The sequence below is a fragment of the Bacillus sp. FSL W8-0116 genome (assembly GCF_038003825.1).
In the GTDB taxonomy this organism is placed as follows: Bacteria; Bacillota; Bacilli; order Bacillales; family DSM-4216; genus Bacillus_O; species Bacillus_O smithii.
Map to the genome: position 1 here is coordinate 442,166 of NZ_JBBOPY010000001.1, position 26,326 is coordinate 468,491.

At 42.3% G+C, this 26,326-nt stretch carries 24 protein-coding genes and 2 pseudogenes; 2 read left to right on the forward strand and 24 right to left on the reverse strand.

The window, feature by feature from the left end; genetic code table 11:
* Position 1 precedes the first annotated feature (1 nt).
* From fliL to flgB, 14 genes are all read right to left on the reverse strand, one after another.
* A complete protein-coding gene (gene fliL / locus N1I86_RS02040) occupies positions 2 to 457 on the reverse strand; it encodes a flagellar basal body-associated protein FliL (protein ID WP_341094697.1) in 456 nt (151 codons plus the stop codon).
* Positions 447 to 668, reverse strand: coding sequence for a flagellar FlbD family protein (locus tag N1I86_RS02045; RefSeq protein WP_341094700.1), 222 nt, complete (start codon positions 666 to 668; stop codon positions 447 to 449). The genes fliL and N1I86_RS02045 overlap by 11 nt, the downstream gene beginning before the upstream one ends.
* 60 nt (positions 669 to 728) lie before the next feature.
* The gene (gene flgG, locus N1I86_RS02050) at positions 729 to 1,523 is read right to left on the reverse strand and encodes a flagellar basal body rod protein FlgG (protein WP_341094702.1); all 795 of its coding nucleotides are present in this window, start codon (positions 1,521 to 1,523) and stop codon (positions 729 to 731) included.
* 149 nt (positions 1,524 to 1,672) lie between these two features.
* Positions 1,673 to 2,164 (reverse strand): flagellar hook capping FlgD N-terminal domain-containing protein, encoded by a 492-nt coding sequence (locus N1I86_RS02055; protein WP_341094705.1) that lies wholly within the window; start codon positions 2,162 to 2,164, stop codon positions 1,673 to 1,675.
* A gap of 8 nt (positions 2,165 to 2,172) precedes the next feature.
* Positions 2,173 to 3,537, reverse strand: coding sequence for a flagellar hook-length control protein FliK (locus N1I86_RS02060; protein WP_341094706.1), 1,365 nt, complete (start codon positions 3,535 to 3,537; stop codon positions 2,173 to 2,175).
* Between the two features lie 47 nt (positions 3,538 to 3,584).
* Positions 3,585 to 4,193, reverse strand: a complete 609-nt coding sequence (locus N1I86_RS02065; protein WP_341094708.1) for a MotE family protein — start codon at positions 4,191 to 4,193, stop codon at positions 3,585 to 3,587.
* Positions 4,194 to 4,199: 6 nt separating this feature from the next.
* Positions 4,200 to 4,646, reverse strand: coding sequence for a flagellar export protein FliJ (fliJ, locus tag N1I86_RS02070; protein ID WP_003354581.1), 447 nt, complete (start codon positions 4,644 to 4,646; stop codon positions 4,200 to 4,202).
* Positions 4,646 to 5,971 carry a flagellar protein export ATPase FliI gene (gene fliI / locus N1I86_RS02075; RefSeq protein WP_327797870.1) on the reverse strand — a complete coding sequence of 442 codons (1,326 nt, stop codon included), beginning with the start codon at positions 5,969 to 5,971 and terminating at the stop codon, positions 4,646 to 4,648. Before fliI ends, fliJ begins: the two co-directional genes overlap by 1 nt.
* Positions 5,968 to 6,729: a flagellar assembly protein FliH gene (gene fliH, locus N1I86_RS02080; RefSeq protein ID WP_341094711.1), complete on the reverse strand. Its 762-nt coding sequence runs from the start codon at positions 6,727 to 6,729 to the stop codon at positions 5,968 to 5,970. The genes fliI and fliH overlap by 4 nt, the downstream gene beginning before the upstream one ends.
* Positions 6,722 to 7,735: a flagellar motor switch protein FliG gene (gene fliG, locus N1I86_RS02085; RefSeq protein WP_003354578.1), complete on the reverse strand. Its 1,014-nt coding sequence runs from the start codon at positions 7,733 to 7,735 to the stop codon at positions 6,722 to 6,724. Before fliG ends, fliH begins: the two co-directional genes overlap by 8 nt.
* An 11-nt stretch (positions 7,736 to 7,746) precedes the next feature.
* On the reverse strand, positions 7,747 to 9,339 hold the full coding sequence (gene fliF, locus N1I86_RS02090; RefSeq protein WP_341094714.1) for a flagellar basal-body MS-ring/collar protein FliF: 1,593 nt from the start codon (positions 9,337 to 9,339) through the stop codon (positions 7,747 to 7,749).
* A 47-nt stretch (positions 9,340 to 9,386) separates the two neighbouring features.
* Positions 9,387 to 9,698 (reverse strand): flagellar hook-basal body complex protein FliE, encoded by a 312-nt coding sequence (gene fliE / locus N1I86_RS02095; protein WP_048623158.1) that lies wholly within the window; start codon positions 9,696 to 9,698, stop codon positions 9,387 to 9,389.
* Between the two features lie 41 nt (positions 9,699 to 9,739).
* On the reverse strand, positions 9,740 to 10,201 hold the full coding sequence (gene flgC / locus N1I86_RS02100) for a flagellar basal body rod protein FlgC (protein ID WP_048623157.1): 462 nt from the start codon (positions 10,199 to 10,201) through the stop codon (positions 9,740 to 9,742).
* A 2-nt stretch (positions 10,202 to 10,203) separates the two neighbouring features.
* Complete coding sequence (flgB, locus tag N1I86_RS02105) at positions 10,204 to 10,596, reverse strand: flagellar basal body rod protein FlgB (protein ID WP_003354572.1); 393 nt, start codon at positions 10,594 to 10,596, stop codon at positions 10,204 to 10,206.
* A 431-nt stretch (positions 10,597 to 11,027) separates the two neighbouring features.
* Here flgB and N1I86_RS16665 point away from each other — a divergent pair.
* A pseudogene (locus tag N1I86_RS16665) lies at positions 11,028 to 11,768 on the forward strand (IS4 family transposase); the annotation flags it as partial.
* A 112-nt stretch (positions 11,769 to 11,880) separates the two neighbouring features.
* Here N1I86_RS16665 and N1I86_RS02120 read toward each other — a convergent pair.
* Positions 11,881 to 13,248, reverse strand: a complete 1,368-nt coding sequence (locus N1I86_RS02120; protein ID WP_003355652.1) for an ISLre2 family transposase — start codon at positions 13,246 to 13,248, stop codon at positions 11,881 to 11,883.
* A 537-nt stretch (positions 13,249 to 13,785) separates the two neighbouring features.
* Here N1I86_RS02120 and N1I86_RS02125 point away from each other — a divergent pair.
* Positions 13,786 to 14,988: pseudogene (locus tag N1I86_RS02125) on the forward strand (transposase).
* Between the two features lie 184 nt (positions 14,989 to 15,172).
* On the opposite strand, the gene codY reads toward N1I86_RS02125, so the two are convergent.
* From codY to sucC, 9 genes are all read right to left on the reverse strand, one after another.
* Positions 15,173 to 15,952, reverse strand: coding sequence for a GTP-sensing pleiotropic transcriptional regulator CodY (gene codY, locus N1I86_RS02130; protein WP_327803087.1), 780 nt, complete (start codon positions 15,950 to 15,952; stop codon positions 15,173 to 15,175).
* A gap of 88 nt (positions 15,953 to 16,040) precedes the next feature.
* Positions 16,041 to 17,453 (reverse strand): HslU--HslV peptidase ATPase subunit, encoded by a 1,413-nt coding sequence (gene hslU, locus N1I86_RS02135; protein ID WP_341094721.1) that lies wholly within the window; start codon positions 17,451 to 17,453, stop codon positions 16,041 to 16,043.
* Between the two features lie 14 nt (positions 17,454 to 17,467).
* Complete coding sequence (gene hslV / locus N1I86_RS02140) at positions 17,468 to 18,010, reverse strand: ATP-dependent protease subunit HslV (protein WP_003354569.1); 543 nt, start codon at positions 18,008 to 18,010, stop codon at positions 17,468 to 17,470.
* Positions 18,011 to 18,031: 21 nt separating this feature from the next.
* On the reverse strand, positions 18,032 to 18,925 hold the full coding sequence (xerC, locus tag N1I86_RS02145; protein ID WP_341094723.1) for a tyrosine recombinase XerC: 894 nt from the start codon (positions 18,923 to 18,925) through the stop codon (positions 18,032 to 18,034).
* Between the two features lie 59 nt (positions 18,926 to 18,984).
* On the reverse strand, positions 18,985 to 20,289 hold the full coding sequence (gene trmFO / locus N1I86_RS02150; protein ID WP_445662252.1) for an FADH(2)-oxidizing methylenetetrahydrofolate--tRNA-(uracil(54)-C(5))-methyltransferase TrmFO: 1,305 nt from the start codon (positions 20,287 to 20,289) through the stop codon (positions 18,985 to 18,987).
* A 264-nt stretch (positions 20,290 to 20,553) separates the two neighbouring features.
* Positions 20,554 to 22,629, reverse strand: a complete 2,076-nt coding sequence (gene topA, locus N1I86_RS02155; RefSeq protein ID WP_341094725.1) for a type I DNA topoisomerase — start codon at positions 22,627 to 22,629, stop codon at positions 20,554 to 20,556.
* 274 nt (positions 22,630 to 22,903) lie between these two features.
* The gene (gene dprA, locus N1I86_RS02160) at positions 22,904 to 23,773 is read right to left on the reverse strand and encodes a DNA-processing protein DprA (RefSeq protein WP_003354564.1); all 870 of its coding nucleotides are present in this window, start codon (positions 23,771 to 23,773) and stop codon (positions 22,904 to 22,906) included.
* A gap of 361 nt (positions 23,774 to 24,134) precedes the next feature.
* The gene (gene sucD / locus N1I86_RS02165) at positions 24,135 to 25,037 is read right to left on the reverse strand and encodes a succinate--CoA ligase subunit alpha (RefSeq protein ID WP_341094727.1); all 903 of its coding nucleotides are present in this window, start codon (positions 25,035 to 25,037) and stop codon (positions 24,135 to 24,137) included.
* Between the two features lie 16 nt (positions 25,038 to 25,053).
* Positions 25,054 to 26,214: an ADP-forming succinate--CoA ligase subunit beta gene (gene sucC, locus N1I86_RS02170; protein ID WP_341094729.1), complete on the reverse strand. Its 1,161-nt coding sequence runs from the start codon at positions 26,212 to 26,214 to the stop codon at positions 25,054 to 25,056.
* Positions 26,215 to 26,326 lie beyond the last annotated feature (112 nt).

The following is a 26,326-nucleotide window of genomic DNA, read 5'->3' on the forward strand; positions in this document are numbered from 1 at the left end:
ATCAAGATTGTTGGATGATATAGGAGGTAATGTACACTTTGACGATTTTTCCTTCCTGCATCACCTCGTTTAATCTTGATTTCAACATTTCCGCCAGCTTTTCTTTTCCGGCTGCCCCTTTCAAATCTTCCGCTCTCATCCCAGATAATAATTCTATAATGATGTCCTTTGTTTGAAAATCACGTTTTTCGAGTTCTTGTTTTGCTTTTTTGCTGTCGGTTTGAATTTTAAAGGAAATGCGGATGAAGTCGTTTGAAGCCAAATTGGTTGTAATTTCCGGTACATCGACGGAACATTCCAGAACTTGATCAATATCCGGTTCTTTTCCTTGATGCCCGCTGTTCGACTTTAACATGATCACCAGCGCAACAGCACCGGCCAATGTGATGACGGTTAAAATAATAAGCATAATGGTCAGCAGTTTATTTCGACCTTGGCCAACCGCTTCATTTCCCATCGCCAGACACCTCCTTATCCAATTTTCCGAACAGCTGAATGCTCCGATAAAAATCCAGCACCAGCTTTTGCACCTGATCTTTGGATTCTTTCACTACATATTTGCGCCCATTCGTTAACGTAATCGTCGTATCCGGAAAAGCTTCGATCGTTTCTATGTAAAGTGCGTTTAACTGAAAGGGCCTTCCATTTAAGCGCGTTAATGTAATCATACTGTCAGAGGGCCGCTAAGAGCCTGCGGCCCCTCCCTCCCTTGCTAAAAAACTCGTATTCTATCGTTTTAGATTGACCAGCTCTTCCAAAATTTGGTCCGAAGTCGTAATAATCCTTGAATTGGCTTGAAAGCCACGTTGGGCCACAATCATTTCCGTGAATTCTTCAGATAAATCGACATTGGACATTTCCAAAGCACCGGGAACAATTTTTCCTGCTCCCTTTGTTCCTGGTGCATTACTATTCATATTGCCTGAATTAGTTGTGACCTGATAAAGGTTATTTCCAACCTTTTCTAAACCTTCGGGGTTGGGCAACTTAGCCAATGCGATTTGCCCTGCCGTTTTTAGAGTGTCCGAATCATCTACATAAGTAACTGTTCCATCAGCACCTATACTAATCGATTTAGCTGAAGTGGGAATATTAATTTTTTTGTCACCCATACCCATTACATATAGCCCATCTTCATTCACAAGATCTCCATTTTTATCGAGATAAAAGTTTCCGGCTCTAGTTAAGTAATCATTCGTTCCATCACTTACAATAAAAAATCCATCACCGGAAATGGCCAAATCAAGCGTCCTGCCGGTAGTCTGCAAGCTTCCTTGCGTTTGCACTGTATCGATAGCACCAAGTGTAGAGCCCAAACCGACTTGTTTCGGATTTGTTCCTCCTACTGCCCCAGCCACTGGAGCACTTGCCCCGGAAATTTCCTGGCTGACGAGGTCTTTAAAAATCGTACGTCCTTTTTTAAAGCCATAAGTGTTGACGTTGGCAATATTGTTCCCGATGACATCGAGTTTCGTTTGGAAATTTTTCATTCCGCCGATTCCCGAGTACATGGATCGAAGCATATCACATTTCCCCTTTCCGATTTTCTGCGACAGTTCATCGCTTGTCTCAAAGAGTCCCATAATAAGAGGCCGTTCTATTCATCATTTTTTTCGTTTCCAGCTTCAAATGACGGCAGTTTCCGTCTTTATCAAGCCATGCACAGACTTTTTCAGGTTTCATCCGTACTAGGAGTTTTAGAAGACGATGCTTGAATTTCTGAAATATTGGCAGGCTCCAATACTGTGCCATCCGTTAACACAAACTCAACGCTGTCTCCTGTAAATCGTACGGATGATACCACTCCATGTCCTTCCTGCACCACCGGGTCTCCATTTGGATCATCGCTGTCTTCCAGTTTGTGATAAGTGACGTTTTTCCCGACAAAAGAACTGTAAGCAATATATTGATTTTGCTGCTCCATGTTCAAAAGTTTTTCTAAAGAAGAAGCCAAATTCGTGATTTGTTCCAACGTCGAAAATTGCGCCATTTGGCCGATCATCTCATTATTGTCCATCGGACTCAAAGGATCTTGATTTTGCATCTCGGCCATTAACAGTTTTAAGAAATCATCTTTTCCTAAAATCGAATTGTCTTTTCCATTCGTATTGGATTGATTATTAGTCGTCGATAAATAAAGGCTTGGATCAATGGTATTTCCCATATTCTCACCTAAACTTCCATATTAATGAGTAGTTCTTCAAAGGAACGGTCGGATTCTTTTTCATCGTCCTTTTGTTTTTGCGGCTGCTGCCGCTGTTCTTGGCGCCCGCCTTCAGATGAATCGCGATGATATGTGTCTAATTCAGGCGGATGAAACACGATCTCCACTTTATCTACGGAAATATTTTGTTGAGTGAATGCCTGTTTTAAAGAAGCTATATTAGAATCAATCAATTCTTTAACGGTTTGAGCGGAAGCCAAAATTCGCGCTGTTACAACGCCATCTTTTTGCTGCAGCTCAATCCGCAGCGTCCCCAAATTCTCTGGATACAATTTAATCATTAAAGTATTCGCATTCGGTTGTTTAGCAAATTGCGACTTTTCTAAGATCTGTCTAAATTTATCAATAAACTGCTGCAAGTTCATCAGTTTCGGATTTGATTGCAACGGAACTGAAATCGTTTCCCCGGCCTTAGCCGTATTGGACTGCAATGAAGAATTAAAAGACGCTTCATGTTCATTCAACGGCTGAATTTCCTTTGCACTCTCTCCCCATTTAGCGACCGATTCAAGTCCTGACAGTTCCTTTTCTCCATCTGTCGTTTGCGTTTGCGGTTGAACATAATGGGAATAAGCCCTTTTCAAAATGGCCAGCTGCTGATTATCGGCTTCAACCGTTTCCGTCTCCGCTTTTTGGCTGATTTCACTTAAAAGCTTTTGAATCCAGTGCACAGACTCTGATACATTCGGTGATAACTGTGCTTTACTGTCGAGGTTCGTTAGCTGTTTTGCCGCTGCGAACAGTGGCACCATTACATTTGGATCTAGTTTTTTCCACTGATCGATCGGTAAAGCGACTAGCCCTTCTAACACTGCGATCAATTGTTCAACAGAATCCTTTTGTATCTTTGAATCGTTTTGTTCGATGTCAGGCGCTCCTGATCCCAGCCATTTGTGGAGGGCATCTGAAACCACAGCTTGAGCCTTTTGTAATAATTCAGACGGCAACACTAGATCTTTTAACGATTCGCCTTGCCACTCGATGGACGATTTTTCCAAACCCTCCCCCGAGCCTTGACTGCCCTCAAGAATCTGCAAAACACGAGCGATCCAGTCTTGCGAAGACGCATTGTTTTGCTGCGATGTGGTAACGGACTTTGATCCCTTTCCGCTTTCTTCCATAACTTGGCTGAACAAAGCAGCAAACGGCGAGCCTTCAGCCATTTGGAAATCAGGCATCTCTAATGCAGCCGTTGATTGGATCGCCCCCAACAAAGGCATTTTCATCATTCCTGCATTTAAAGTAGCCCCGGTTTTGCTTGAAAAGGGGAACATGCTCCCCAACAAGGGCATTTGTTTCATCCCTGCATTCAAACCCTCACCTCCTTTCCAGCTCTTATCGTTACAGAAGAAATGTCATTTTACGGATTGGCCATCAATCTTGTGTATTTGGCGGCTGTAACTGGCGGTAGTTTTTCCAACACTTGAGCTTGTTGATCCGTATTCAGCTGTGACAAAATGTTGACCGCTTGTTCATCCGTCATTTTCATTAATATGGCCGCTACATTTTGAGGCGACATCGTTTCGTACGTTTTCGCAACGTTTTTGCTCATTTGAGCTTTATTGGCTGCTTGTTTTTGCTTCGAGAGATTTTCCATCTCAATATTTAGTCGATCATTTTCTACTTGCAGATCCTCCATTTTTGAATTGGCAGAATCCAGCTGATTTTGCAATTGATCAATTTTCGATTGCTTTTTTTTCACTTCTTTCTCTAAGGAAGCAATTTTGTGCACATATTCATTCATCTTTTGCTTCTGCTCTTGGGAAGCGGCCATTTGATCTAAAAACGGAATTTTGCCTCCCGCTTTTTTGATAGCATCAGCAAACGATACACCGGACACTGACATAACAAAATAAGCAATCACAGCAGCAAACACAAGCGGTATGATGCCAACAAATAATATCCATTGAAAAGCGCTATACCCTTTCTCTTCTTGGTCTTGTTTGCCGGATTTCTTGTTTTTTGCCATATTGACTCACCTGTTTCTCCGATTCATAAACTGAATAACGGAAAGTTCATCCATTTCTTTGTTTTCCATTTGCCCTAACAACTTTTTATATTTCTGCCATTCTTTTTCTTTGATTTTTTCGTATTTTTTCACTTCTATGTTCTTTTCTTTCAGCTGGTTTTCAAACCAGAACATTCTATTTCGAGCGTTCATCACCAGTTGCTGCTGATAGTCAATCATCTTTTCCAAATTACTGATGAACAGCTGATAATGCTGGATTTCATACACCGGAAAGCCGGATGCCAATTGGGCCTCTTGAAACGCCAGCAAATCTTCCTTTTTCTTTAATAACTCGTATAATTTCTCGGCGACTTGTTCAAATTGCCTTTTGGCGCGGTGATATCCCGATTGAATTTCTTCTTTTTCGCGTTCTTTTATTTGCAGGATTTTTTCAAACTTAAAATAGTATCCCATTACTGCCAGTCTCCTTTTTCACCTAATTGAATAAGCGAACGGATACTTTCTTCCATTGTCGACTTTTCATTCACATCTTGTTTCAAAAAGGAAACAATTTTTGGATAATAGGCAATCGCTTTGTCAATATCCTCGGATGAGCCTTTTTTATAGGCGCCGATATTAATTAAATCTTCGGCGTTTAAATATGTACTCATCATTTCTCTTATTTGCGCAGCAGCATGTTTGTGGTCTTCTCCCGCCAACGTGTTCATCAAGCGGCTGATGCTTTTCAGTACATGAATGGCCGGGAATTGCCCTTTATTCGCAAGGTTCCGGTCCAAAACAATATGTCCGTCTAATATTCCACGAACGGTGTCTGCAATCGGTTCGTTCATGTCATCACCGTCTACAAGCACCGTGTAAAAAGCGGTGATGGTTCCTTTTTCGCTAGTACCGGTTCTCTCCAGCAATTTAGGCAAAATGGCAAAAACGCTTGGCGTATAACCCTTTGTCGCCGGCGGCTCTCCGGTAGCAAGCCCGATTTCCCGCTGAGCCATTGCTACGCGGGTGACAGAATCCATCAGCAGCATGACATTGAATCCTTTATCACGAAAATATTCTGCAATGCTTGTCGCCGTATAGGCCCCCTTGATCCTCATGAGGGCAGGCTGGTCGGAAGTTGCAGCCACTACAATGGAACGGGATAAACCTTCCGGCCCCAAATCTCGCTCAACAAATTCGCGCACTTCTCTTCCTCTTTCTCCGATGAGGCCGATCACGTTGAGATCCGCTTTCGTATTGCGGGCAATCATGCCAAGCAATGTGCTTTTGCCGACGCCGCTTCCCGCAAAAATGCCGACACGCTGACCTTTTCCTACCGTAAGCAGGCTGTCGATTGCACGAACCCCTACTTCCAAGCGCTCCGATATAGGAGGGCGCTTTAACGGATTGGGCGGTTCTTGATCGGTTGCGATAGACGAGAGACCTCTAGGCAATACCGAACCGTCCATCGGCATACCGAGCGGATCGACAATTTTGCCGATCAAAGCGGAGCCTACTTTAATTTCCAACGGTTTTCCCTCAGATTCTACTAAACTTCCTGGCGCAATTTCACTCAAATGGGTATATGGCATTAAAATGACCATTTCATCGCGAAAACCGACAACTTCCGCCAGAATCTTCTTATCTGATTGTTTTTGCGAAGGGTAAATATAGCATATATCGCCTACCGAACAATCGGGGCCTTGAGATTCGATCATAAGTCCGACGACCCGCTTGACTCGTCCATATTGCTGATAGGACGATATATTGGCGATTTTATGAATGAGATCAGCCGCTTTCAAGCAAGATCACCTTCAAACATTTCCATGAGCGTCTGCCTGATTTTAAACAATTGACTGTCAACGCTGGCGTCCAGCCTTCCATGTATAGTTTCGATAATGCAATCATTTATGTCTAAGTCTTCATCCGGATACAGATAAAGTTCAACGACAGCCGGAAAAATGGCCTCCAATTCTTCCTTTTGCGAAAGCAAAAACTCATAACGAGACGGATGAACGTGGATTTCAACTTCCCGTGAATCCTTAATTTCTTTAAAACTCCTTTTTACAAGAGACGAGAACAGTTCCTCATCTTTTTCTAAAACCGTCCCTAAAATCTTTTCCGCAGTTTTCATCGCCAGCTCCAAAATGACTTTTTCCGACTGAATAATATTCTTTTGAGCTTCCATTTTTGATTGTTCGACAACATTTTTCGCGGATTGAAGCAACGTTTTATATTCTTTGTAGCCATCCTGCCGTCCTTGTTCTATCCCTCGTTCATATCCTTCCTGATAAGCTTGCTCCATTAAAGATTCCTTTTCTTGTTTCCACGACAATTTTTCTTGTTCTAGTTGTTCCTTTAGCTTTTTTGCCTCGTATTCCGCTTTCTCCATGATTTCATCTGCTTCTTGCCTTGCCTTTACAAGTAGTTGCCCCTTGTCTAAGTCTGTGTCGGCAGCAGACTCTTCATTTAATTCGGTGGTGGAGACTTCTCTTATGTTGATCACTCTCGCGGATCGTTTTTGTTGGTAGCCCCACGAAGATTTCAATATTTTAGACAATAATATCATCTCCTCCGCCCCGGGCAATGATAATTTCTCCAGCATCTTCCAATTTCCGAATGACGCCGACAATGCGCGACTGAGCTTCTTCGACATCACGAAGACGGACAGGACCCATATATTGCATTTCTTCTTTAAACGTTTCTGCCATTCTGGACGACATATTTCGAAAGACTACTTCTTTCACTTCCTCGCTGGCGACTTTTAATGCAAGCAGCAAATCTTCATTTTCGCAATCGCGGATAACACGCTGGATCGAACGGTTATCTAATGTCACGATATCTTCAAATACAAACATCCTCTTTTTAATTTCTTCTGCCAATTCCGGATCTTGAATTTCCAAAGTATCTAAAATCGTTTTTTCCGTCGAACGGTCCACACCGTTTAAAACTTCAACAACTGTTTCAATTCCTCCAGTTTGCGTGTAGTCTTGCGTAACGGTGGCGCTTAATTTTCTTTCTAATATCGCCTCAACTTCACTGATGATTTCCGGCGAAGTCCGGTCCATAATCGCTATTCTACGCGCCACATCCGCTTGAACATCTTGAGGCAATTCTGACAGGATTTGCCCTGCTTGCTGCGGATCCAAATAAGAAAGTATTAACGCAATCGTTTGCGGATGCTCATTTTGGATAAAATTTAAAATTTGACTCGGGTCCGCTCGCCGTGCAAAATCGAACGGACGGACTTGCAAGGAAGAAGTAAGCCGATTGATGATGTCCTGAGCTTGTTCTTTGCCAAGCGCTTTTTCAAGGATCGTTTTCGCGTAACCGATCCCTCCTTGAGAAATATAGTCTTGGGCCATGGCAAGTTGCTGAAATTCTTCCATCACTTCGTCTTTTGCCTTTGAATCTACTTTTTTCACATTGGAAATCTCCAATGTTAACCGCTCAATCTCTTCTTCGGTCAAATGTTTGTAGACGGACGCCGAAACATCCGGCCCCATCGAAATAAGGAGAATGGCCGCTTTTTGTTTGCCTGTTAACTTGTTTTTCGTTCCGGCCAACCTTCACCCTCCTATTCCTCAGACAACCAAGTTCTGATTAGTTTTGCAAACTCTTCTGGCTTTTCTTTCGCCATTTTTTCTATCTGCTTCCTGCGCTCCAATTGCTCATTATTTTTTTCTTCTTCTTGTTGAATTTTTTCAGCTGCAAGTTCAGACTCCAACAGTTCTTCCTCTAATTCGTCCTCTCTTGCCATCCGCGAACGGATTAAGAAGAAAACAAGCAAGCCAATGATTAATAATAAGATCGCTCCGATCAAATAAGCCCACCACGGAAGGAGCGGCTGCTTTTGATCCTGAAACTTGATTTTGCCGTTAAACGGTTGAACAGAAACGGCAATTTTGTTTTGAATGTCATTATCCGTCAACTGTGTTCCTGTACTCTTGTCAATGGACGTGCTAACAACAGTTGACAATATTTTTTTTATGTCGTCCACCCGGCTTTGCGGTAGAGACGCCGGATCATTCGCTTTTGGCGGCTCAACTAACACTTGAATACCTAAATCGCGAATTTTATAAGGGCTTTCTACAATTTGTCTATGAATGCGGTTGATCTCATAGTTAATCGTTTCTTCTTTATGTTCGGAATTTCCGCTGCCGGTTTGACCTTGAACATAAGTGGATCCTACTGTATCCGCTTGGTTTTGGGATTGAGGGGTTCCTCCTTGAGCAGCGTTTGTCCCAGTATATGTATCGGATATTCGTTGGGCGCTGATCTCAATTCCCTTCATATTTTCTTTATCAACAGGTTCTACCAATTTTTCGTCCCGTTTTTCTTTTGTAAAGTCGATATCGGCCGTAACAGATACGACTACTTTGTCTTGGCCCATCAAAGTACCGAGCATGGTTTGGACTTGCTGTTGGATGTCCCGTTCCACTTGCTTTCTCACATTCAATTGCTGTGCGAACTCATCGCCGGTTGTATCGTCATTATTTTGCAAATCATAGTACTCAAAATTTTGGTTCATAATGACAATATTATCTTCCGGCAAATTCGGAACGCTTTTGGAAACCAAATGATAAAGGGCTTTGATTTGCTTGTTATCAAATTGATATCCCGGCTCGGTTTGCAAAACGACAGAAGCTGATGCTTCTTCTTTTTTATCACTGACAAACACACTTTTTTCTGGAAGATTGATCATGACTTTTGCATCTTTGACACCATCAATGCTTTTAATTAAGTTCGCAAGTTCGGTTTGCATGGCATCCAACTTCAACACGTTGAATTCGTTGTCTGTCATTCCGAATTTTGCATTTTGGCTAAAAAAGCTGTAGTCAATCTGTCCCGTTTTAGGCAATCCTTCAGCCGCCAGGTCCACTTTCAAAGAATCCACCGAATCTGAAGGCACCATGATGGTGGTTCCCCCGTCGGTAATTTCATACTTGACGCCGCGGGAATCCAAATCTTGCTTGATTGAACCGACTTCTTCCGGCGATAAATTGCTGTACAAAGGCTCCATTTTCGTTCGCGTTGCAAAAAAGGTGATAACACTCGCCAGTAGCACAATTAACGCTAAGCTGCTTAGAAAAATCGTTTTTTGTTTCTTTGAACGACTTTTCCAGAAATTTGATGCGTTCGCAAAATACTGTTTTAATTTTTCGTTCATTATGATCCCCCGGTTATTTCTCTTAATCTCTCAACATAACCGTTATATTAAACTTGCATTCTCATGATTTCCTGGTAAGCTTCGACCGCTTTATTTCTAACTTCTACCGCTAAATTCAGCGCTACTTGTGCTTTTTGGGAAGCAATCATGACTTCATGAAGATCTACATCATCACCGAGAGCCAGTTTTTGGCTAAGTTGGTCGGCCTGCAATTGGCTGTCATTCAAGCTGTTTATGGAATTTTTTAATATATCACGAAAACTGGAGTCTTTTTGCTGGTTTGTATCAGCAGCTTTTGTGAGTGTAGGAGCGGACGGCTTAAAAACGGACTCAACCGCACCTATTGATTGAATCGCCATATTTGCATAACTCCTTTCAGTGTGATTATAAGTTTATGAGCTTATTTTCCGATTTCCAAAGCTTTCATTAACATCCCCTTTGTGGCATTCAGTACGGTGACATTTGCTTCATACGAACGGGTTGATGACATTAAATCCACCATTTCTCTTAAAGGATCGACATTGGGCATTTGTACGTATCCGGCCGCATTGGCATCTGGATTTTCCGGATCATAAACAAGTTGAAAAGGTGTCGTCTGGTCTTCTACAATTTTCGTCACTTTTACGCCGCCGCCGGCAGTGGGGGCATTGCCGCCATTTATCGCTGCCTGCATGTAGGATGAAAAATTGGTCTGTTGCGGCTCCAAAACAACCGTTTTTCTCCGATAAGGCTCCCAATGTCCGTTGACCATTTTCGCCCTTGTCGTATCCATATTCGCCATATTAGACGATATGACGTCCATTCTTACTCTGTCAGCAGTTAATGCGGAAGAGCTTATATTCAAGCTTTGAAAAATCGACATGACTATTTCCCACCTTTAATAACCGTATTTAAGGAAGAAAATTTTCCACTAATCAACTCGGCCATCGCATTATAATAAATTTGATTACTTGCAAGATCCGACATTTCTTTATCCATATCGACACTATTTCCATTTTCGTTATAGGAGGATGGGCGACTGAAAATGGCACTAGACAATGTGTTTTCATTCGGAAACGGGAAATGTCTCCGATCCGTTCGATAAGCGCTTAATTGGTTGGACTTGGACGATTCCAGCAGTTTTTGGAAACTGACATCCTGGGCTTTGTAGTTGGGCGTGTCGACATTGGCGATATTATTGGCTATGACCTTTTGTTTTAATGCCGAATAGTTTAGCGCCTGTTCTAGCGTTGTGATTGAATTTGAAAAGAAATCCATTTTTTCACCCCCCATCCCTTGAATTCTTTGTCTTAAAAACCGTCAAAATCCTTCTTTTTCGATAATTGATCATGTTTTTTTAGAATGATGGTGTCGCGGCCAATTCCAATCATGATGGACAAGACAAAAATCTCAACATCCCCTTACCAATAATAACCTATGGGACATATTTGTACCATGACCTATTAACTAAAAAATCCTACAATGTAAAATATATCATATTTCCCTTTGTCGAAACACTGGGACTTTTTGCTCTTAATATAGTTGTAACTCAGCTTTCGCAGTCCAAAATCTTGTTTAAATGCTTGATGTAAATGGTTTTGGGAAGACAAAATTATCATTTGACATTTTTTAAAACATAAAGAAAGACACCTATTCTTTTGGTAAAATATTGGTGACGAAACCAAATCCAAAAGAAAGGTGTCACCACTATGATAACGAATAAAGACTACTTTGCGCAATTACCAAAAGAAATTAAACAAGGATTTTCCGAATTAAATATTGGATATCATTTAAGAAAAGCGAATATTACGAAACTTTCCGGGTATTCTTGTCTTACTGTTTTCAAACTGATTTTTCTTTTAGTCTTCCAATATAAGAACTGGTTTCGTGCTTTTATGAGTAAACGATCTCAGGATCTGCCCGGAAAGGATACAGTCTATCGCTTTTTAAATACACCAACCTATCATTGGAGAAAGTTTCTGCTTTCATGAAGCAGTGAAATGATCCGTCTGCTTCAACCATTAACTTCAAAAGATCGTGTCACAGCTTTTGTGATTGATGATTCTGTCTTTTCAAGAAACCGTAGTAAGTCGGTTGAACTGTTGGCTAAGGTTTTTGATCACTCTACCCATCAGTACTTGAAAGGGTTTCAAATGCTTACCCTTGGCTGGACCGATCGTTTTACTTTTATTCCCGTTGATTTTGCTCTTCTAAGTTCACCGAAAAAGGAAAATCGCCTGCAAGAAAACAATACCAATATTGATAAACGAACATCTGGCTATAAGCGTCGCCAGGAAGCTCTGAAATCAAAACCGGACGTGGCTTCAGCTTTACTTGATCATGCGCTTGAAAAAGGGATTATAGCTGACTATGTTCTCATGGATTCCTGGTTTACACAAGCGCCTTTAATTGAGAGAGTCAGTCAAGACTTTGTGGGAATTTTTTTGGTTCGCTGAAAATAGATGTAAGTCATAGGTTAGCGAACCATTTTTTTGAATTTCATCCGTAAGCGCTTTCGGACTCTCATCCCTTGCCATGACAGACGAATATGTATACCTTTTTTTACCATCCCTTGAATTCAGACAGGGCATGATAGATCGGAGTCCCGGACGATTGCTGTAAATATGGCACGTTATTCCGCGTTACCTCTGGAAGAAGACGGCGGATGCGTTGTTTCGCCTTGTTCACGATCGTCTGTTTGGTAGATGCCGTTTCCTCCGCCGGATGCGACGATTCTTCTCCTAAACGATGTCCGAAAAGACGAATCCCATCCATCCGGGCAATCATTGCCTTGAAAAACGCCCTGAGTCCCTTGTCTGTCCAACTGCGGCGGTATTTCACCCGATACGCCAGCTGGCTCATCACGCTTTCAGCCCTCCCCATCGGATACATGCCCGTTGTGTCCACTCCTTGCTCCTTCAGCCATTCCCGGTAATCACGGATGCATCCCGGCATCGATTCGATCCGGTGGATCAAGGCAGCCAGCTGTTGTTCTTTCGCTTCGTCCCCCAGCGTGCCGAGGGCGCTGTTCAGTTCCACAAGCAGCTTCTCTTCATCCTGCTTCGCCAGCTTTTGCCGAATCGCCTGCCACCGTGGATGGCCCGAGAGGCATTGGCGCAACTCACGCGCCACGTGGAATCGATCCAATTGGAAGCAGACCCGTCCTTTGAAATACTCCCGGCACGCGGTAATCCATGGAGCGCCGTCCCCGTTGATGACAAGAAGATCCCGACACGGATCATAGGCATATTCGTTCATCAAAAATTCCTCGAAGCCTTCCCACACCTCCCCCTTGCCTTCATGGACGTAATGGCGCTGATTCACGAATTCGATCCGTGAGCCGTTGCGCTTCCATCCTTCGTGAACGGTCAGGATTTTGTCTTCCTTGGCCCGTTTTCCCTTCCCTTGGAGAGAGACAAACAGTCCATCGGCCTCCACAAACAGCACCCGTCCATATCGCTGGTCAACCGGGCAGTGCAGCGGAACTTCAGCCTCGAGCACCAACTGGCGGATCGTCTCATGGCTCATCACCGGATACCCGACCATCTGGGCAAGCGTATGAGCCGCTTTGCGATAGGAAGAGCACTCCACAGCCAATCCCATCGCCGTTTCTTCTAGACAAGGGCTGATTGACTGCGATCCATCAAACGCTAAAAAGGAATCAAGCAAAAACGTGTAACGGTTTTGTTCTCGGTCTAAATAGTAGTTTCGCTCAAAGGTAACTTCGCCAAACAAGGTTTGAATCGTGGTGCGTCGTTTGTCTTTCAAGTGGTACCGGCGCTTGTCCCGGGTTTCCGCCAATTGTCGGTCGATGTCCTCCAACAGAGCCGTAAACAGCTCGGTGAAGGCGTTTTGCAAGGCTCGAAACAAATCAAGTTCGATCTCTTTCCATGTCAACGAATTTGTGGTAAGATGTTGTTGAATATTCATGGGACTCTCTCCTCCTGTTTGATGGTGTGAACAATGATCATCTTACCAGGGAGAGAGTCCTTTTTTCATGTTTCCTGCTTGGGATCCTACCGCGCTTTGCTTGGTGGCCCCGATGAGGGGATTGAGAACATACGTTCCCAACCCCCTCATCGGGGAATTCTAAGAATTTCTCCCACAAACATTTTACTCACACTTTTGTCGTTATCTCCTTTTCCTATCATACATTGGGCTTATACCGCTTTATATGAACGGCCGCATCTTGTCATTTTTTGTACATCTACGTGAATACAGCCAGTTCCTTCATTGCATGACTATTGTCAATGAAAAGAGAATTATAAGACTTTTCCATTTGTTGAAATCCGATTGTTCATTTATTTGAAATGTTACATTCGTCTTTTGTATTTATACTCGAGCATTTTGCATATTTTTTGACCCAAGAGCCATAAGGATTTCAAAGACACAAAAAAGGACTTCACCCCTAAAATGTAGAATTTTTGAAGTGACGAAAGCACAAAAATTCAAAAGGAGGAAGTCACTTTGTATATTCTACAAGAAAGCCTATTTTCCTTTGAAGAACTGCAAAAATTAGAGTCAAAAGAGAAATTACCTATCTTTTTTAGCTCGCTTGATTTACGCCCTTATGCTAAACAGTTGAGAAGTTCTTCACCCCGAGGGGCTGACGGTCATTCCAGAGAAGGGATTCTAAGGGCTCTCATCGCTGCCCCACTCGAAGGCATCGACACCTTTACCGCCCTTCATCATCGATTGGATAAAGACCTTCGTTTCCGTTATCAATGCGGTTTATCGATTGATCGCCCCGCACCGTCTATCTCCACTCTCAGCCGGGTTTTTGCGGCACTTACCAAAAAAAAGCTGGCTGAAAAGATCTTCCTTGACTTGGTACAGTTAGCTCAGGAGGAAGGAATAATTGACGGCAGCCACCAGGCCATCGACAGTGCCGCCATTGATGCCTATGAAAAGAAACAGCCCAAAAAGCGTAGTGAACAAACGGGTAATGCCAATTGGGGCGCAAAATATGATTCCTTCGGCAATAAAATTACCTGGTTTGGCTATAAGATGCATCTTTCAGTCGATACCGCAAGCGAACTGCCAATGGCCATAAAAGTAACCCCTGCCCATGTGAACGATGGAGAAGTCGCACCAGAATGAATAGAGCAAGTGGCAGAGCGTACCAAATCCAAAATTGAATTTCTGATCATGGATGGCGGATATGACCAACTAAAAAACTATGAATCAGCCAAAAACATTGGAGCGCAAGCCATTATCCCGCTCAATTTGCGCAACGAAAAAGAGCCTCCTGAAGGGATTTCTTCCAATGGAACTCCGCGTTGTTCCATGGGTTATGAAATGACTTATTGGGGAGCTGATAAGGACCAGCTCAAGTTCAGATGTCCTCACGCAACCGGCAAAGTGGATTGCCCATTAGGAATGGCAGCCTGTTCATCTTCCAACTATGGAATGGTGGTAAAAGTCGACATCAAAAAGGATGTGCGCCGATATTCCAATCCGCACCGTGATACAAAACGTTGGAAAGAGCTTTACAACGAGAGGACAAGTGTAGAACGCTGTAATTCAAGAATGAAAAGCTACCTTACGGCGAACTCCCTACATGTATGGGGAATTGAAAAAGTAAAGACCCATATTTACCTGAACGCTATTGTATTACTTGTTTCAGCGCTAGCGATGGCAAAGGAAAATAAAGGGAAGAAAGCCGCTTAAAAAAATTCAATGTGAAAAATTCTGTAGGTATGCCCGAAAACAAGATTATTGTAATATTTTGTAAAATAACATGCTGGTAGCTATTTGTCGAGTGCTTTATTTTTTATACTTTTATCCAAAAAATCTAATTTTGCAAAATGCTCACTCATAAAAAAACCGCCGAAAAATCGGCGGTTGAACATGATTAATGAGATTTTAATTTTTCAAGTTCCACTAAAAATTTATCGTTTAATACTTTAATATAAGTACCTTTCATTCCAAGAGAGCGTGATTCGATCACTCCGGCACTTTCCAGTTTGCGAAGGGCGTTGACAATAACAGAGCGGGTAATGCCGACACGGTCAGCGATTTTCGAAGCCACTAACAGCCCCTCTTTGCCGTCCAGTTCCTCAAATATATGTTCGATCGCTTCCAATTCACTGTAAGAAAGGGAACTGATAGCCATTTGAACAACCGCTTTGCTGCGGGCTTCTTCTTCAATTTCTTCCGTTTTTTCACGTAAAATTTCCATTCCGACTACAGTGGCTCCATATTCCGCCAAGATCAAGTCATCGTCTGAAAATTGTTCATGCAGACGGGCAAGTATGAGAGTTCCAAGACGCTCTCCTCCGCCCACGATTGGCACGATTGTTGTTAAGCCATTTCTGAACAAGTCTTTGTTTTCAACCGGAAAAGCAGTATATTCACTGTCGATATCCAAGTTTGGAGAAGTTTCTTTAATGTTGAACAAGTTATTCGTATACTCTTCCGGAAAACGGCGTTCTTCCAGCATTTTTTTCATACGCTCATTTTCAATTTGCTGATGAACAGCAAACCCGAGCAATTTTCCTCGACGGCTTACCACAAACACGTTGGCCCCAATCACTTCGGCCATCGTGATCGCCATTTCTTTAAAATTCACAGGTTTTCCTGCAGCTTTTTGTAGCATCGCATTAATTTTTCTAGTTTTTGTTAATAGATCCATTACTGTTCCTCCTAATACTATTCAATTTTTATTTATGGTATGAACGTTGCATTTCCCCTATTTTATAACTCTGTCAAGAAGATTCAAACTAGAGTATAAACTGGCTTAAATCCTTATCCTTTGAAATTGCTGCTAATTTTTCATCCACATATTGAGGAGTGATTTGGATCGTTTCCAAATTGATATCCGGTGCTTCAAAGGATAAGTCTTCCAACAATTTTTCCATGATCGTTTGAAGTCTTCTGGCTCCAATATTATCAGTATTTTGATTAACCTTAAATGCAAGTTCAGCGATTCTTTTTATAGCATCGTCAGAAAATTCTATTTTTATACCTTCCGTTTCCAATAATGCTTGATATTGTTTAATCAATGCATTATCAGGTTCAACAAGAATGCGTTGAAAATCTTCTACAGACAACTTTTGCAGTTCTACCCTGATCGGAAAGCGGCCCTGAAGTTCCGGTATGAGATCAGACGGTTTTGCCATATGGAAAGCCCCTGCTGCAATGAACAAAATATAATCCGTTTTAATTGAACCATATTTGGTCGTCACAGTCGAGCCTTCTACGATTGGCAAAATATCTCTTTGAACACCTTCTCTCGATACATCGGCAGAAGAAGAGGTTCCATTTTTATTGGCGATTTTATCAATTTCATCGATGAAAATAATGCCAGTCTGTTCAGCACGATAGATGGCTTCTTGAACGACTTCGTCCATATCAATTAATTTTTGAGCTTCTTCATTGGTGAGTACTTTCCGCGCTTCTTTCACCGGCATTTTTCGTTTTTTCTTTTTCTTTGGCATAAGGCTGCCAAGGGCCTCTTGGAAGTTTTGCCCCATTTGTTCAATTCCGGACCCTTGCAGAAGGTCGAACATGGAAGGTTGTTGTTCTTCAATTTCAATGGTGACCAGTTCGTCTTCTAATTCCCCTTTTGCCAACCTTTCGGCAATTATCTTGCGCTTTTCGTGGATATTTTGATCATCATCCGCGTCGCCCGCTTGATTTGATTCCGATTCGGTGCTGCTGCCGAATATCATTTCAAAAGGGTTTTTATAGTGATGGGAATTGTTTTTGCCGGGAACGAGCAGTTCAACAAGCCGCCTGTTTGCCGCTTCTTCTGCACGTTCTTTTACCCCCAGCATTTTTTCTTCTTTTACCATACGGACCGAAACTTCCGCCAGATCACGGACCATTGATTCAACATCACGTCCCACATATCCGACTTCCGTGAATTTTGTCGCTTCTACTTTGACAAATGGAGCTCCGACTATTCGGGCAATTCGTCGAGCGATTTCCGTTTTACCGACTCCTGTCGGTCCAATCATCAAAATATTTTTCGGAATAATTTCATCCCGAACATGATCCGGAAGCAAACTGCGGCGATATCGATTTCTCAGTGCCACCGCCACTGCTTTCTTCGCTTCCTTTTGCCCGATGATATATTGATCAAGCCGATCGACAATTTGTTTTGGCGTTAATTCCAGAGCGCTTTTTTTCATGGAAACTCACCCCTTTACAGCTCTTCCACTATAATATGGTCATTCGTATAGACACAAATTTCACCGGCAATTTCAAGAGCCGCTCTCGCAATTTCTTTCGCCGAGAGCTCATTTCCAGAAAATCTTTTTAAGGCGCGGCCGGCAGCCAGTGCATAATTCCCTCCGGAACCAATCGCCAAAACACCGTCATCCGGTTCAATGACTTCCCCTGTTCCAGAGATGAGTAGAAGATCTTTTTGATCCATGACAATCAACATGGCCTCCAATTTTCGAAGCACTTTATCGCTTCGCCATTCTTTGGCAAGCTCCACAGCAGCCCTTTGCAGATTTCCATTATACTCTTGAAGCTTTCCTTCAAACATGTCGAATAAAGTAAAGGCATCCGCTACGCTTCCGGCAAAACCAGCAAGCACACGTCCGTTGAAAATTTTTCTGACTTTTCGAGCCGTGTGTTTCATGATTACGGCTTCGCCAAACGTGACTTGGCCATCCCCCGCCATTGCACATTGACCATTATGCTGTATGGCAAAAATGGTTGTCGCATGAAAATTGCTCACTATCCTTCCTCCTTATCCGGACTAAGCCCGAGGATGATGATTTAAGTAACTCTTTCGCAAATGCTCATTCGTCACATGTGTGTACAGCTGAGTAGACGATAAATGAGAATGGCCCAACAATTCCTGAACCGCTCGCAAATCCGCCCCATTATTCAACATATGCGCTGCAAAGGTGTGCCTTAACATATGAGGGTGAATTTTTCCTGATAATGATGCTTTTTTTATGATTTGATTTAAAATATGCCGTATGCCCCTGGGCGTTAATGGTCCACCGCGGGCATTCACAAATAAGGCGGAATGTTGATGGTCATTTTTTTGTATAAGTATGCTTCTAGATTTTTGTATGTAACGCTTGATGGCTTCTTCGGCAAAACTGCCAAAAGGGACATATCTTTCTTTTTTTCCCTTTCCTTTCACTAAAAGTGTACACAATTCGAAATCAATATCATTCATTTGAATATTAGCGCACTCGCTTACGCGAATTCCGGTGGCGTATAATAGTTCCAGCAACGCTTTATTTCGGATGGCAAGGGGTTCCTCGCCTTCACAAGCAGCAAATAAAGCTTGCATTTCTTCATCATAAAAAAAGTCAGGCAGCCTTTTTCCTTTTTTAGGCTGGGACACAAGTAAAAATGGATTTCCAGTAATCTTATTTTCTCTTTCTAAAAAGCGATAAAAACTTCTTAAACTGGATATTTTTCTAGAAACGGTCGTTCTAGCCATTTGCTCTTCATATAACTTCGTCAAAAAAAGCCGGGCATCTATATACTCCACATCCTCGACCTTTTTGATACTTTGCTCAATCATGAACTTATAAAACTGCTCGATATCACGGCGATAATTGTCAATTGTATATTCGGAGTAGTTTTTTTCTATTTGCAAATACTGCAAAAAGAACTTCAACTCATCTTCCATGTTGGACACCTCACAGGGCTACTAAATAGTAACATATATCAGCAGCCCTTGCAATGTTTCTACAAACTTTTCACAAAGTTATGAATTGTTTCTAATGCTCGGCGTGCGTATTCCATATTTCTTTCTTTTTTATCACGAATTTTCTTCGGAAGTGCAGGAAACAATCCAAAGTTCGCATTCATCGGTTGAAAATGGTCCGGATTAGCGGTAGTAATATAATGTGCCATACTGCCAATCGCCGTAACAGCAGGAAATTCCACAGGGTCTAAGCCTTTCGCCAGTCTTGCAGCGTTTAATCCTGCCACTAATCCGCTGGCAGCTGATTCTACATATCCCTCTACCCCCGTCATTTGCCCGGCAAAGAATAAAGTGTCCCGATTTCGAAATTGATAGGTCGATTTTAGTACTTTTGGCGAGTTAATAAACGTATTTCGATGCATGACACCGTAACGGACAATTTCAGCATTTTCTAATCCGGGAATTAAGCGGATCACTTCTTTTTGCGGCCCCCATTTCATATGCGTTTGAAAGCCGACAATATTATACAATGTCCCGGCAGCGTCATCCTGTCTCAGCTGCACGACTGCAAATGGACGTTTATTGGTACGAGGATCTTCCAATCCAACTGGCTTTAGCGGCCCGAACAGAAGCGTCTTTTTCCCTCTTTGCGCCATTACTTCCACCGGCATGCATCCTTCAAAATATTTTTCTTCTTCAAACTCTCTTAATGGAACGGTTTCCGCCGCCAATAACGCTTCGTAAAAACGGTCAAATTCTTCTTCCGTCATCGGGCAGTTCAAGTATGCCGCTTCCCCTTTATCATAGCGGGATTTTAAATATACTTTGTCCATATCGATGCTTTCTTTCTCAATGATCGGCGCCGCGGCATCATAAAAATAAAGATAATCTTCGCCAATCAGCTCTTTTAATTTTTCTGACAACGATGGGCTGGTCAGAGGACCAGTCGCAATAACCGTGATGCCTTCCGGTATTTCCGTCACTTCTTCCGTAATGACGGTAACATTCGGATGGTTTTTCACTCGATTTGTGACATTGGCTGCAAATTCATGTCGGTCGACCGCCAGAGCTCCCCCTGCAGGTACTCGGCAATCATCAGCAGAACGAATGATGACGGAGTTAAGTGTTCTCATTTCTTCTTTTAATACACCAACTGCATTAGTAAGAGTATCGGCACGCAATGAGTTGGAACATACCAGTTCCGCAAATTTATCGGTATGATGAGCCGGTGTTTGTTTGACCGGCCTCATTTCATAAAGATTGACCTTTATTCCCCGTTCTGCGATTTGGAACGCGGCTTCGCTTCCGGCAAGACCGGCTCCTACTACATTTACCGTTTGTGTCATATTTATATTGCCTCCTGATAGATGAACCTTATCGTTTTACTGTCTCTTCTTTATCCCGTATGGATTTTACAACAGTTGAATCGTCAAAAAAAGCGTTTTGCTTACCACGAAGAAAGAGTGAGCGATTTTGCCCACCCTTCCGTGATCTTATTGGAATCTTAACATTCCTCACACGAGGCTGTTTTACGGACTGCTTTTGCTGCAGGCATTTTCGGAACGAAAGGACAAAGAACGCCCACATTCAATCATGCAGCCAAATTCCATTTATTGTTGCGGTTGTTCTTTATATTCACACTGTGTACATTGAACTTGCACGCCTTTTTTTAATTTTTTTTCTACTAACAGTCCTTCGCATTTCGGGCATTTACGATCAATCGGTTTATCCCATGAAAGAGAATCGCATTCCGGATAACGGTCGCAGCCGTAAAAAATCCGGCTTTTTTTGCTTTTTCTTTCTATTATATTTCCTTTATGGCATTTCGGGCATTTCACTCCGATTTCTTTCACTATCGGCTTAGTGTTTCGGCATTCCGGAAAATTGCTGCAGGCCATAAACTTTCCGTATCTGCCCATTTTAAATACCATCGGGCTTCCGCATCGTTCGCAATCTTCCCCGGCATACTCATCTTTTATTTCTACTTTTTCCATTTCTTGTTCTGCTTTATCCAAATGTTTTTCAAAGCCTTTGTAAAAATCATCTATGACTTTGATCCACTCTACTTTTCCTTCTTCGATTTCATCCAATTCCTTTTCCATATTGGCCGTAAATTCCACATCTACAATTTCCGAGAAAAACTCAAGCAATAATTCATAGACAATTTCGCCAAGCTCTGTGGGAACAAAGCGTTTATTATCTAAAGACACATAGCCTCGTTTTTGTATCGTATCAAGAGTAGGAGCATAGGTGGATGGCCGTCCAATTCCAAGCTCCTCCAGCGTTTTCACTAAACGAGCTTCCGTATATCTTGGCGGTGGTTGTGTAAAATGCTGTACAGGTTCAATTTTTTCCGAATTTACTCTATCACCTTTTTGTAAATCAGGCAACCAATTTTCCTTTTCTTCTTTGTTATCGTCCGTTCCTTCCACATAAACTTTCATAAATCCCGGAAATTTTATTTTCGAACCATTTGCCCGAAATAGGACCCCATTTTGCAGAAGATCCACACTGATGGTATCCATGATCGCAGGAGCCATTTGACTAGCTACAAAACGCTCCCAAATCAGTTTATACAGTTTAAATTGATCTCTGGTTAAATATTCTTTTATTTTCGCCGGCTCTCTAAATGTGCTGGTAGGCCGAATCGCTTCATGGGCATCTTGGGCATTTGTTTGCTTTCTTTCTTTTCGCTTTTCCGTTGGAGTATAGTTTTTTCCAAAATGTTCTTCTATATACTGTAAAGATTCTTTCTGAGCCACTTCCGATATACGTGTCGAATCGGTTCTCATGTACGTAATCAAACCGACCGTGCCTTCTTTTCCCAGATCAATCCCTTCATAAAGCTGCTGGGCGATCATCATTGTTTTCTTCGCACGGAAATTAAGCTTTCTGGCAGCTTCTTGCTGTAAAGAAGATGTGGTAAAAGGCGGAGCAGGGTTTCGCTTTCGTTCTTTTTTCGTAACGCTATCAACCGTGAATTCTTCTCCGTTAAGTTTCGCTAAAATTTCCTTTACTTGCTCCTCTGATTTCACATCCTGTTTTTTTCCATCGATCCCGTAAAATGAAGCTTGAAAACGATCGCTATTTTTTCGAAAGACTGCTTCGATCGTCCAATATTCTTCCGGCTTAAAATTCTGAATTTCTTTTTCTCGATCGATGATAAGCCGAAGTGCAACCGATTGAACTCGTCCTGCGCTCAATCCTTTTTTTACTTTTTTCCAAAGGAGCGGGCTTATTTTATACCCAACGAGACGATCCAGCACCCTGCGCGCCTGCTGAGCATCGACCAAATCCATATTGATCGGCCGTGGATGTTTGAAAGATTCTTTAATGGCATCTTTTGTGATTTCATTGAAAACTACACGGCAGTCTGAGTCCATGTCGAGGTTTAGACTATGAGCCAGATGCCATGCAATGGCTTCTCCTTCACGGTCCGGGTCGGCGGCAAGATAAACTTTTTTCGCCTTTTTGGCTGCTGATTTCAGCTCTTTTAAGATGGCGCCTTTTCCACGAATAGTAATATATTTTGGTTCAAAACGATTTTTTATATCAACTCCCATTTGGCTTTTAGGCAAATCTCGGACATGCCCCATGGAAGCCTTCACCTTATATTTTTTCCCCAAATATTTTTCAATGGTTTTTGCTTTTGCTGGGGATTCCACTATTACGAGATAATCTGACATGTGTAAACCTCCCCTAACGGGTAAAAATGGAAACATTTATACGAAAGATATACCCACTGATTAGAGGCATCTTCCGTTTGTAATGTTTTCTCTCGTTTTTCAGTTTTCATAATTTTGGAAACTTGTTTACGAGTATTCTGTTGCACAATGTATAACAGAATGAAAAGAAATGCAACCTTTTTACATAAAAAATCTGTTTTTCATTCATAATCCGTTGTGGATGAAAAAATTCCTATTTTCATTTTTATGTTGAAATTTTTTTCTTTGCCTCCATTTAAAAAGCCTTTATAATATCTTCGGCGTTTCTAACGAGATGAGCTCCATCCGCAATTAAATCATGTGTGCCTTCGGAAAGGGGATCAAAAATGGCGCCGGGGACTGCAAACACTTCTTTTCCTTGCTCCAAAGCATGCTGAACGGTGATCAAAGACCCACTCCGCTTTCCTGCCTGTATGACCACCGTACCAATCGTCATACCACTAATAATGCGATTTCGTTCCGGAAAATGCCACTTTTTCGGTTTCCTATTTGGCGGATATTCTGAAATTAAAAGCCCTTTTTCCGCAATAAGTTTAGCTAAAGGTGCGTTTTCTTTCGGGTAAAGATGACAAAAGCCGCCGCCAAGTACAGCAATGGTTTTCCCGTCAGCTTGTAAGGCCGCTTGGTGGCTGAAGGAATCAATACCGGAAGCCAAACCGCTGACAATAATAAATTTTTCCTCTACCAACGGCGGTATAAACTCGGAGATGACTTTTTTTCCATAATCATTTCCTTTTCTGGATCCAACAAACGCGATCTTTTTCTCGTCAGATAAAAGCCGGGAATCTCCTGCTGCATAAAGACCCCAAGGCGGGGTGGGGATTTGCTTTAACAAGCGAGGATAATTAGAATCATATATGGGAAAAAACTTAATTTGATAACGATTATATATATTCAGCGATTGATGTATGTCAAAGGAATGGATTTCTTGATAAATCTGAAGAGATTTTTTCATGGGGGTGGACAAAACTTCACTGAAATGGCGGGCAGAATAAGAGTAGATATGTTTCAACGAAGGATCGGCCTTTAACAGGCGAAAGATTCTGTTCCAAGTCATCGATGGACAATGAGATAAATGAAACAGTTTTTGCGACAATTCATCCATAAAAGTCCTCCTTTTTTTGGTTCAACTAACCATCAACGGTCTCTTGAAAGAAGTTTCACTTTATCGTGCATAAACGGGCAGTAAGCCCCTTCTTCAATATTGGCAAGTCTAATATTAGTTCAAAGGGGAAACTCTGTCCCTAATGCTGATTGATTCTTAATACAACGAACTTTTTACAAATTGGGGCCAATACATTGAGGCATCTAAAGGAACGGAACGGTAGAAAACGCTAGTTAAGCTTGATAAGCCGTTGGGACTTTTCGGCAATGGTTGGTTGCAGAACCACCGATTGCTTTTCCCAACGGCCGACTATTACAAGTATTTTGACAAAAAAAGATTGTCTGTTTAAACTTCATTTTGGTCAATGGGTCTTACATTGTTCGTACAGTCCTGCCTCTTTAATGGCTTCAATCAATGTTTCGCCTATTTTCGCCGGCGTATCCGCTATTTTAATGCCGCATTCTTTCATCACGCGGATTTTTTCATCCGCCGTCCCTTTGCCGCCTGAAATAATCGCGCCGGCATGACCCATACGTTTACCCGGAGGGGCCGTCCTTCCACCGATAAATCCGACAACCGGCTTTTTCATATTGGCTTTTATCCAGCGGGCCGCGTCTTCCTCTGCGGTACCACCGATTTCTCCAATCAGAATGACGGCATAAGTGTCGGGATCATGATTAAACTCTTTTAAAACATCAATAAAATTTGTTCCGTTGACAGGATCTCCTCCGATTCCGACGGCTGAAGATTGGCCAATACCGGCTTGTGACAATTGGTGCACAGCTTCATACGTTAAAGTTCCAGACCGAGAAACGACGCCGACATGGCCTTTTTTATGAATATATCCGGGCATAATGCCAATTTTGCATTCTTCCGGTGTAATAACGCCTGGACAGTTGGAACCAATTAACCGTGTTTTCTTTCCTTCCATAAAGCGTTTTACTTGAACCATATCCAAAACGGGAATATGCTCCGTGATGCAGACGACCAATTCCAGTTCGGCATCTACTGCTTCCATAATCGCGTCGGCAGCAAAAGGCGCAGGTACATAAATAACCGATGCGTTTGCCCCAGTGGTTTCCACGGCTTCTTTCACAGTATTAAATACAGGCACCCCTTCTATTTCCGTGCCACCTTTACCAGGAGAAGTACCGCCCACAATTTTCGTACCATATTCCAGCATTTGTTTTGTATGGAATCGAGCAGTAGATCCGGTAATTCCTTGAACAATGACTTTTGTTTCTCTATTCACATATATACTCATTTTTTCCCCGCCTTTCTTAACCTACTTGTTCCACTATTTTTTGTGCTCCATCCGCCATGGATTCTGCGGCTATAATATGAAGACCAGATTCATTTAAAATTTTCTTGCCTAGATCCACATTGGTTCCTTCGAGACGGACCACAAGCGGAACTTGCAAGCCAAGTTCTTTAGCGGCTTCGACAATACCCGTCGCGATGACGTCGCATTTCATAATGCCTCCAAAAATATTGACAAATATCCCTTTTACGTTGGGATCAGATAATATAATTTTAAAGGCTTCCGTTACTTTTTCAGCTGTAGCGCCGCCCCCGACATCGAGGAAATTCGCCGGTTCACCGCCGTAATATTTAATGATATCCATGGTCGCCATCGCAAGACCAGCTCCATTTACCATGCAACCGATATTGCCTTCAAGAGAAATGTAGCTTAAATCATATTTAGAAGCTTCGATTTCTTTTGGATCTTCTTCATCTAAGTCGCGGTATTCAAGAATATCTTTATGGCGATACAGAGCATTCGAGTCAAAGTTAAGCTTTGCATCCAGCGCCATGACTTTTCCGTCGCCGGTCACAACAAGCGGATTAATTTCTGCAATGGAACAGTCTTTTTCAACAAATACTTTGTAAAGACCCAGCATGAAATTCGCCGCTTGATTCACCAGTTCATTTGGAATGTTGATATGGAAAGCAATCCTGCGGGCTTGGAAAGGTGTTAATCCCGTTAATGGATCTATCGTCTCTTTGAAAATTTTCTCAGGAGTCTTCGCAGCCACTTCTTCTATTTCCGTACCGCCTTCTTCTGAAGCCATTAATACAACGCGGGAAGCGGCACGGTCCAGCACGATCCCCACATAATATTCTTTCTTTATATCGCAGCCTTCTTCTATAAGTAAGCGCTTTACTTCTTTGCCTTTTGGACCGGTTTGATGTGTGACAAGTGTTTTCCCCAACAATTCCTCCGCATATGTACGAACTTCATCTAAGTTTTTCGCAATTTTGACGCCGCCTGCTTTTCCACGTCCCCCAGCATGAATCTGCGCTTTCACAACCCAAACATCCGTCCCTAGTTCTTTAGCGGCTTCGACTGCTTCTTCCACAGAATAAGCCGCTTTGCCGTTTGGAACCGCCACCCCATACTTTCTGAGTATTTCTTTTCCTTGGTACTCATGGATATTCATTCATTCCATCCTCCTATTAACAACCAATAATGGACTGCGTATTTTTTATTTTATAAAAACTCTGACTATTTGTCTAGCTCTTCTCTCTTTTTATTAGCATTTATGTCTTTTT